This is a genomic window from Variovorax sp. Soil_C_12 (genome assembly GCF_057657375.1).
Map to the genome: position 1 here is coordinate 1 of NZ_JBDGIO010000034.1, position 6,874 is coordinate 6,874.

5 protein-coding genes and 1 pseudogene are annotated in these 6,874 nt (G+C 68.1%); all 6 read right to left on the minus strand.

The genetic code is table 11. The annotated features are described in order from the left end of the window. The coding region (locus AC3A6X_RS36245) for an MCP four helix bundle domain-containing protein (RefSeq protein WP_487846692.1) at positions 1 to 971 on the minus strand (971 nt) is incomplete at its 3' end. 77 nt (positions 972 to 1,048) lie between these two features. Further along, on the minus strand, positions 1,049 to 2,851 hold the full coding sequence (locus AC3A6X_RS36250; protein ID WP_487846693.1) for a methyl-accepting chemotaxis protein: 1,803 nt from the start codon (positions 2,849 to 2,851) through the stop codon (positions 1,049 to 1,051). 25 nt (positions 2,852 to 2,876) lie between these two features. Then, a complete protein-coding gene (locus tag AC3A6X_RS36255) occupies positions 2,877 to 4,442 on the minus strand; it encodes a methyl-accepting chemotaxis protein (protein WP_487846694.1) in 1,566 nt (521 codons plus the stop codon). Positions 4,443 to 4,473: 31 nt separating this feature from the next. Beyond that, positions 4,474 to 4,998 (minus strand): chemotaxis protein CheW, encoded by a 525-nt coding sequence (locus AC3A6X_RS36260; protein WP_487846695.1) that lies wholly within the window; start codon positions 4,996 to 4,998, stop codon positions 4,474 to 4,476. Between the two features lie 52 nt (positions 4,999 to 5,050). Further along, positions 5,051 to 6,646 carry a methyl-accepting chemotaxis protein gene (locus tag AC3A6X_RS36265; protein WP_487846696.1) on the minus strand — a complete coding sequence of 532 codons (1,596 nt, stop codon included), beginning with the start codon at positions 6,644 to 6,646 and terminating at the stop codon, positions 5,051 to 5,053. Positions 6,647 to 6,685: 39 nt separating this feature from the next. After that, positions 6,686 to 6,874: pseudogene (locus AC3A6X_RS36270) on the minus strand (methyl-accepting chemotaxis protein); the annotation flags it as partial.

Genomic DNA, 6,874 nt, shown 5'->3' on the forward strand with positions numbered 1-6,874 from the left:
TGCTTGACGGTGGAGGTCAGCTCTTCCATCGAGGCCGCGGTCTCCTGCAGCGAGCTCGCCTGCTCCTCGGTGCGCGACGAGAGGTCCTGGTTGCCCGACGCGATCTCGCTCGAGGCCGTGGCGATGGCATCGCTCGAATGCTTGATCTTGACCACGACCTCGGTCAGCTGGTCCTGCATCTGCTTGATCGAGTGCAGCACGCTGCCCTGGCCGGCCTTATGCGCCTCCACGCCCACCGTGAGATCGCCGTCGGCGATGCGGCCCACCACGTTCGCCGCATAGGCCGGCTCGCCGCCGAGCTGGCGCGACAGCAGGCGGGCCACGACCACGCCCAGGCCCACGCTGGCGACCAGGCCCACCAGGGCCATGGCCAGCATCAGCAGGCGCGAGGTCTTGAAGGTGCCCTCGGCGCTCTCCAGGCTGGCCTTGGCCATGCCGTCGCTGTAGGCCACCATCTGGGAGAGCACCTCTTCGACCGCGCGCGAATCCTTCAGCAGCTGCGCGCTGTCTTCGGACACGCGGCCGTCGAACTGCGAGCTGTCCAGCGACTGCTTCGAGATCAGCTCGACGAAGTCGCCCATGCGCTTGCGCAGCGGCTGCACCAGCGCCTCGTAGCGCTGGTAGAGCTTGCCGCCCTCCTCGCTCTCCACCAGCACCGGCTTGATCTCGGCCATGCGCTCGGCCAGTTCCGCGCCGGCCTTCTTGAGCTCGGCGATGCCGGCATTGCGCTCGCCCTTGGTGGAGGCCGACAGCAGGCCCATCTGCGCCCGGCTGGCGTACAGCAGGTGGATGTTGGCCGCCTGCGCCGCTTCGAGGGTGCGCATCTCGTGGTGGTAGAGCCGCCCGGTCGAGGCGTTGATCCGGCTCATGTGAAAGATGCCGAGCGCGCTGACCACGGCGCCCAGCGCCGCGACCACCAGGAAGGCGAGGATCAGCTTCACGCCGACCCGAAGTTCTTGGAACCACTGCATTTTTCTTCTTCCTTCATGGGCCCATGAAGCCGGGCCGGACCTGGGATTTATCGGCGGGCTGCGCCCGAACTTGAGGGCTAGAACTCCGTCCAGTCGCCGGACGGCGCCGCGCTCGTCGCCTGCGCCGTCGCCGAGTGCCGGGCCGGCAGCGCCTTGGGCGGCGCAGCGGCCGGCCTGGGCGCAGGCCCCTTCAGCGCCGGCACGGCGCGCTTCGGCGGCACGGCCGTGCGGCTCACTGGACTACCTTCGCCTCCGGCTGCGGTACTCGCCTTGGGAGCGGCCCGCCGGCTCATGTCCTGCACCTGCGCCAGCACCACCGCCGCGGCCTCGTCGTGGCCCAGCTTGAACACGCCCACCGCCTCGACCAGGCTGGCCGCCTGCTCCTGCATGGACTGGGCGGCAGCCGAAGCCTCTTCCACCAGCGCCGCGTTCTGCTGCGTCACCTGGTCCATCTGGCTGATGGCCTGGTTGACCTGCTCGATGCCCTGGGTCTGCTCGTGGCTGGCCGCCGTGATCTCGCCCATGATGTCGGTCACGCGCTTGACGCTGTCGACGATCTCTTCCATGGTGCGGCCGGCCTCGGCCACCTGCTTGCTGCCCTCTTCGACCTTGTCCACGGAGTCGCCGATCAGCGCCTTGATCTCCTTGGCGGCGGCAGCCGAGCGCTGGGCCAGGTTGCGCACCTCCGAAGCCACCACCGCGAAGCCGCGGCCTTGCTCGCCGGCGCGCGCGGCTTCCACCGCGGCATTGAGCGCCAGGATGTTGGTCTGGAAGGCGATGCCGTCGATCACGCCGATGATGTCCACGATCTTCCTGGACGAGGCATTGATCGAGCCCATGGTGTCCACCACCTGCGAGACCACGCTGCCGCCCTTGACCGCCACCTCCGAGGCCGACAGCGCGAGCTGGTTCGCCTGGCGCGCGTTGTCGGCGTTCTGCTTGACGGTGGAAGTCAGCTCCTCCATCGAGGCCGCGGTCTCTTCCAGCGAGCTGGCCTGCTCTTCCGTGCGCGAGGACAGGTCGTGGTTGCCCGCAGCGATCTGGCCCGAGGCGGTGGCGATGGTGTCGGTGCCGGCGCGCACCTGCCCCACCACGCGCGCCAGGCTCTCGTTCATGTTCTTGAGCGCATGCATGAGCTGGCCGGTCTCGTCGCGCGACTGCACTTCGATGCGGGTGCTGAGGTCGCCGCCGGCCACGGTCTCCGCCACCTGCACGGCCTGGCCCAGCGGCCGGGTGATGCTGCGCCCGATCAGGAAGGAGCAGGCGCCGCCGACCAGCAGCGTGAGCGCGGCCATCAGAAATCGCAGGTTGAAGCCGCTCGCGTTCGCCGCGTCGATGGCGCGGCCCATGTCGTCGATGGCCTGGCGCTCCAGCGCCAGCAGCGACAGCACCCGGCTCTCGTAGGCCTTGGCGGCGGGCTGGAAGACGTCCTTGAACACCGTCTCGGTCTCTTCCGCGTTGCCGCCGGCCTTGGCCTTCTGCACCGCGTCCTTGGCCGCCTGGTACCTGGCGCGCAGCTCGACGATGGACTTGAAGGTGGCCTTCTCCTCGTCGGTCACCAGCAGGGCCTCGACCTTGGCCATGGTCTCGCCGCCCTTCTTCACGCTGTCGGAGATGACGTCGGCGAAGGTGACGGGCAGGCTGGCATCGGTGGTCTTGGCGATCATCGCGGTGCGCGCGATGGCCGAGTAGGTCAGCACGTACCAGTCGGAGATCAGCCGCTCCTTGGCCAGCGGGCTCTCCATCATCTGGCGGGTGGCCTCGGCGTTCTTTTTGGCGCTGACCAGCGCGACCGTGGAGGCGATCACCGTCAGCGCCAGCACCAGGCCGAAGCCCAGGGCGAGCCGCGTGCCGATGCGGAGGTTGGAAAGAAACTTCATCATGCAAATCCGGTAAGGGGAAAGATCAGCCGAGGCTCGGCTGCGCGGCCTTCAGCCTGAACACGCTCACGGCCTGGACCAGGCTGCCGGCCTGCTCCTGCATCGACTGGGCGGCTGCCGCGGCTTCTTCCACCAGGGCCGCGTTCTGCTGCGTCACCTGGTCCATCTGGGTGATCGCCTGGTTGATCTGCTCGATGCCCTGGGTCTGCTCGTGGCTCGCCGCGCTGATCTCCCCGACGATGTCGGTCACGCGGCGGATGCTGCCCACGATTTCTTCCATGGTCTTGCCGGCTTCGCCCACCAGGGCGGTACCCGCGTCCACCTTGTCCACGGAGTCGTCGATCAAGCCCTTGATTTCCTTGGCGGCTGCGGCGGAGCGTTGCGCCAGGCTGCGCACTTCGGAGGCCACCACCGCGAATCCCCTCCCCTGCTCGCCGGCGCGCGCGGCTTCCACCGCGGCATTGAGCGCCAGGATGTTGGTCTGGAAGGCGATGCCGTCGATCACGCCGATGATGTCGACGATCTTCTTCGACGAGGCATTGATCGAGGCCATGGTGCTCACCACCTGGCCCACCACATCGCCGCCCTTCACCGCTACTTCAGAGGCCGACAGCGCGAGCTGATTGGCCTGCCGCGCGTTGTCCGCGTTCTGCTTGACGGTGGAGGTCAGCTCTTCCATCGAGGCCGCGGTCTCCTGCAGCGAGCTCGCCTGCTCCTCGGTGCGCGAGGACAGATCCTGGTTGCCCGTCGCGATCTGGCCCGAGGCCGTCGCGATGGTGTCGGTGCCCTCGCGCACCTCGCCCACCACCCGCGCCAGGCTCGCATTCATGTGGCGCAGCGCGTCCATGAGCTGGCCGGTCTCGTCGCGGGATTCCACCTCGATGCGGGCGCTGAGGTCGCCGCCCGCCACGGTCCGCGCCACCTCGACGGCCTGGGCCAGGGGACGGGTGATGCTGCGCGCAGTCAGCCAGGCACACAGCCCGCCGAGCACCAGGGCCACGGCCGACAGCACCATCATCAGGATGCGGCCGCTCCGGTGTCCCTTCTCGATGGCGCCGGCCACTGCGTCGATCTGCGCGCGCTCGTGTGCAGCGATGGCATTCACCGCCGCTTCGTACACGCCGAGCGCGGCGGAGAAGCGGGTGTCGGCCAGCTTGCCGGCCCCCTCGACGTCGCCGGCCGCCTTCAGCTTGACGATCTCGCCCAGGATCTCGAGCACGACCTTGCGCCCGTCGGCCAGCTGGGCATAGAGCTTCTTCTCCTCCGGCGTGCTCAGCAATTCCTCCAGCTTCTTCTGCACCGGGGTGATGCGCTGCGAGCTCTCGAGGCGGGCCTTGGCGAAGTAGGTCTCGGTCGCCGGCTCGGTGGCCTTGACCATCGCGAAGGTCTGCACGATCGCGGGCCCGAGCAGCCTGGCCAGCTCGCTGGCCAGCCGCTCCTTGACCATGGCACCGCGCACCATTTCCTCGGACGCATTGCCCACGCTGTCCAGGCGCAGCACGCCGATGCCGGAGATCGTGGCCAGCAACAGCAGCATCGCGGCAAAGCCGATGCCCAGGCGCGTGCCGATTTTCAGGTCCTTGAGATTCATGACGTTCTTTCTCGATTCGCGGCCGGCGATCTCAGGCTGCGACCTTCTCGACCAGGCCCATCTCCTCGCTCGACATCAGGCGGTCGATGTCCACCAGGATCAGCATCCGCTCCTCCAGCGTGCCCAGCCCGATCAGGTAGTCCGTGTCCAGCGACGCCCCCATCTCCGGCGCCGGCTTGATCTGCTCCGCAGCCAGCGTGATCACGTCCGACACGCTGTCCACCACCATCCCCACCACGCGCCCGCCGATGTTCAGCACGATCACCACCGTGAACTGGTCATACGTCGGCGTGCCCAGCGCGAACTTGATGCGCATGTCGATGATCGGCACGATGATCCCGCGCAGGTTCACCACCCCCTTGATGAACTCCGGCGCGTTGGCGATGCGCGTCACCGCGTCGTAGCCGCGCAGCTCCTGCACCTTCTGGATGTCGATGCCGTATTCCTCCTCGCCCAGCTTGAAGGCCAGGAACTCCAGCGGACGGCCGCCGGACGCGGCGGAGGAAGATGCGCCGTGGGCGGCGTGCTTGGGGGATTCGGTGCTTGTGCTCGACATGTCTGGGTCTCTCTGAAGGATTCGTGGGTCCGCCCTGCGGCGGTCCGGCTTGTCAATGGGAAATCGGGGCCAGCTGCGAGCCGCCGTCGAGCTTGAAGACGCGCACCGCCTCGACCAGGCTGCCGGCCTGCTCCTGCATGGATTGCGCCGCGGCGGAAGCCTCTTCCACCAGCGCCGCGTTCTGCTGCGTCACCTGGTCCATCTGCGCGATGGCCTGGTTGACCTGCTCGATGCCGGAGGCCTGCTCCCGGCTGGCGGCGGTGATCTCGCCGATGATGTCGGTGACGCGCTTGACGCTCTCGACGATCTCCTCCATCGTGCGGCCGGCCTCGCCGACCAGCGCCGTGCCCGCGTCCACCTTGGACACCGAGTCGTCGATCAGGCCCTTGATCTCCTTGGCCGCCGCGGCCGAGCGCTGCGCGAGGCTGCGCACTTCGGCAGCGACCACCGCGAAGCCGCGGCCCTGCTCGCCGGCCCGCGCTGCTTCCACCGCGGCATTGAGCGCCAGGATGTTGGTCTGGAAGGCGATGCCGTCGATCACGCCGATGATGTCCACGATCTTCCTGGACGAGGCATTGATCGAGCCCATGGTGCCCACCACTTGCCCGACCACGCCGCCGCCCTTCTTCGCGACTTCCGAAGCGGCGAGCGCGAGCTGGTTGGCCTGGTTGGCGTTGTCCGCGTTCTGCTTGACGGTGGAGGTCAGCTCTTCCATCGAGGCGGCCGTCTGCTGCAGCGAGCTGGCCTGCTCCTCGGTGCGCGCGGACAGGTCGTGGTTGCCCGCGGCGATCTGGCCCGAGGCGGTGGCGATGGTGTCGGTGCCGCTGCGCACCTGGCCGACGATGGCCGCGATGCTGTTGCGCATGCCGGCGATCGCATGCAGCAGGCTGGCCTCGTCGCCCCGCTTCAGCTCGATGGCCACGGCCAGGTCGCCCTCGGCGATGCGGCGGGTGATGCCTGCCGCCTGCGCCGGCTCGCCGCCCAGTTGCCGGAGCAGCCCGCGCGACAGCGCCCAGCCGAAGGCGAACAGCAGAGCGGCCAGTCCCAGCGCGTAGACCGAGAACTCCGCCAGGCGGCCGAGGATCGCGGCCTCGACCTGGTCCATGTACACGCCCGAGCCGATGATCCAGCCCCAGGGCTTGAAGCCCTTGACGTAGGAGACCTTGGGCACCGGGTCCTTGCTGCCCGGCTTGGGCCACATGTAGGGGACGAAGCCTGCGTCCTGTGCCTTCACCATGTTCACGAACTCGACGAACAGGCGCTTGCCGGTCGGGTCCTTGTTGTCCGAGAGGTCCTTGTTCTCCAGCGCGGGATTGATCGGATGCATCAGCATCCGCGGCGTCATGTCGTTGAGCCACAGGTATTCGTTGCCGCTGTAGCGCAGGCCGCGGATCGCCTGCATCGCCTGCTGCTGGGCCTGCGCCTCGCTCAGTTCGCCCTTGGCCGCCAGCGCGTGGTAGTGGACCAGCAGGCCATGCGCGGCCTCGACGACCTGGCGCACGCCAGCCTGGCGGTCCTCGAGGATCAGCTTGCGCTCGGACACCAGGAAGAGCGCGGTCAGCAGCAGGATGCCGGCGACGGCGCTGCAGGTGAAAAGACCGAGCTTCTTCGCGATGCTCATCGCGCGCAGATTCGGAAAGTACGACATGGTGGGTGTCTCCAGAACGGGTGTTGGTGCGGTGCTCGATCAGTTATCGGCAATTGCGCGCCGGTTTTGAGTCCCGCGTTCGAGAAGAAGGGTGGGCGCGTGGGCTTCCAGCTTGAACACGCTCACGGCCGCGACCAGGCTGTCCGCCTGTTCCTGCATCGACTGGGCGGCTGCCGCGGCTTCTTCCACCAGGGCCGCGTTCTGCTGCGTCACCTGGTCCATCTGGGT

Coding starts and splice junctions, on each gene's coding strand:
- AC3A6X_RS36250 (WP_487846693.1), bottom strand. CDS start 2,851: ATGAAGTTTCTTTCCAACCTCCGCATCGGCACGCGGCTCGCCCTGGGC.
- AC3A6X_RS36255 (WP_487846694.1), bottom strand. CDS start 4,442: ATGAATCTCAAGGACCTGAAAATCGGCACGCGCCTGGGCATCGGCTTT.
- AC3A6X_RS36260 (WP_487846695.1), bottom strand. CDS start 4,998: ATGTCGAGCACAAGCACCGAATCCCCCAAGCACGCCGCCCACGGCGCA.
- AC3A6X_RS36265 (WP_487846696.1), bottom strand. CDS start 6,646: ATGTCGTACTTTCCGAATCTGCGCGCGATGAGCATCGCGAAGAAGCTC.